General features: G+C 51.5%; 5 protein-coding genes. All 5 read right to left on the bottom strand.

Annotated features, from left to right (window positions below):
- Window positions 1–254, bottom strand: a 254-nt coding sequence (locus ACOCD2_RS19780; protein ID WP_419625941.1) for a hypothetical protein, incomplete at its 3' end; no start/stop codon positions are given.
- The gene (locus tag ACOCD2_RS19775) at window positions 251–535 is read right to left on the bottom strand and encodes a hypothetical protein (protein WP_419589556.1); all 285 of its coding nucleotides are present in this window, start codon (window positions 533–535) and stop codon (window positions 251–253) included. The genes ACOCD2_RS19775 and ACOCD2_RS19780, both read right to left, overlap by 4 nt.
- Window positions 536–580: 45 nt before the next feature.
- Window positions 581–880 carry a hypothetical protein gene (locus tag ACOCD2_RS19770; protein WP_419625939.1) on the bottom strand — a complete coding sequence of 100 codons (300 nt, stop codon included), beginning with the start codon at window positions 878–880 and terminating at the stop codon, window positions 581–583.
- Window positions 881–926: 46 nt separating this feature from the next.
- Window positions 927–1,172 carry a hypothetical protein gene (locus ACOCD2_RS19765; RefSeq protein WP_419625938.1) on the bottom strand — a complete coding sequence of 82 codons (246 nt, stop codon included), beginning with the start codon at window positions 1,170–1,172 and terminating at the stop codon, window positions 927–929.
- 43 nt (window positions 1,173–1,215) lie between these two features.
- The coding region (locus ACOCD2_RS19760; protein WP_419625937.1) for a hypothetical protein at window positions 1,216–1,454 on the bottom strand (239 nt) is incomplete at its 5' end.

Raw genomic sequence — 1,454 nt, 5'->3', positions numbered from 1 at the left:
GCTATACACTGGTCTTTACTTACCCGGTGCGTGCGAACGTAGATCGGGTTGATCGGCTTAAAGTCAAATCGCTGTCGTGCCACAATATTCCAGGAGGGGGAATCCTCATAGCTATCGAAAATCTGTACTGCGGTATACGGGCCCGCCAGCGTGGCCAGCAGCGCGCCGGGGTCTTCTGAGTCTCCGCAATCGATGTAGGCGTACTGTGATAGCTTGCTCAATTCCTGTTTCAGCTCTTTATCTGTGATATTCATTTCAGTTTCTCCACAATGACTAATGTGTCAAATTCCAGGATCAGATCCCTACGGAACCAGCGATTCCCCCTTGAAGCGTACCGGGTGTGTGAGCTGAGGATCTTAGCCTCGCCCAGACCTGCATCCACATCTGCGGCTTCGACCTCGATCAGGTAGATATATCCATTACTATAGCGCTTGGAAAAACGCCTCGTAGCCTCGCGCTTCGCCTGGCCAAGCTTCGTAGCCTTGCAGCGCTCTTTTCCTTCGCTGTCTGATGCTGCCATGTAAAATATACTCATTTTTATGTGTCTCCTAATTTGCAGCCGTCCGTGGCCTGTTGGTTGTCAATCGTCAATTCCTTTGCGTGCGTTGTCGCGCAGGGTTACCAGTACATCTTTTGCTGCGTCTATCAGCAGCCTGTCACGTCTAGTGCAAAGGATCTCGTATACATCCATCAGACCAAAACCTCTAGCATAGGCGCGTTGCCGAATCGCATGTGCCAGTTGTGCCAAGTCGTCATCCGATGCGGACGAGGTAACTGCGTTGTATAGCCCACGCTGCCAGTGTAGTACGTAGTACTGCGTCGTGCTGGGAGTAAGGAGTTTGAGCCTATCAAGCCCGTATTTCTCGAGGATTTCTTTCATATCATTCTCCTAATTTGCAGCCGTCCGTGGCCTGTGGTAGTCAGTCTCACAGGAATACATTATCGAGATCTATACTCGCCTCTTCTACGTACAGTTCTCTAACGTGCGCCATCGACCGGGTACCGTCATCCTGTGTGATGTGGCGCAGTTCATAATCCGCGTAATCGTCAGCATCATAATCTACGATAGCAATATCCGGTGCAGAATCCGGATTGTCAGCGATAATCGACTGAATCATGTCGCCCTCAATTACGATGACAAGACGCGAACAGGGTTTAGTTTCGTTTTTCATTTCATAGTCTCCTAAATTGTAGCCGTCCGTGGCCGGTTGGTAGTCAGTCGTCGCGTGCGCTGTCGCGCAGGAATTCCAGGGCATCGCGCATCTGCAAACGATAAGTCCCGCGCCCCTCCTGCTTCAACTCGCAGATCATCGTGTCCGCCTGTCGCTCCAGCTCCTCATCGTCATCATCCGCGGATATATCAATCATGTATTCCAGCCACTGGATCAGTGCATCATCTGTAATGGGAGGCAGGCAACCAGGGCGATAGACCGCCAGCACATCCTGGGGCAGGT

The organism is Thiolapillus sp. (assembly GCF_048562965.1).
GTDB lineage: Bacteria > Pseudomonadota > Gammaproteobacteria > Chromatiales > Chromatiaceae > Thiolapillus > Thiolapillus brandeum_A.
Note: the sequence above shows the minus strand (reverse complement) of the source record. Positions and strands in the feature narration are given on the sequence as shown.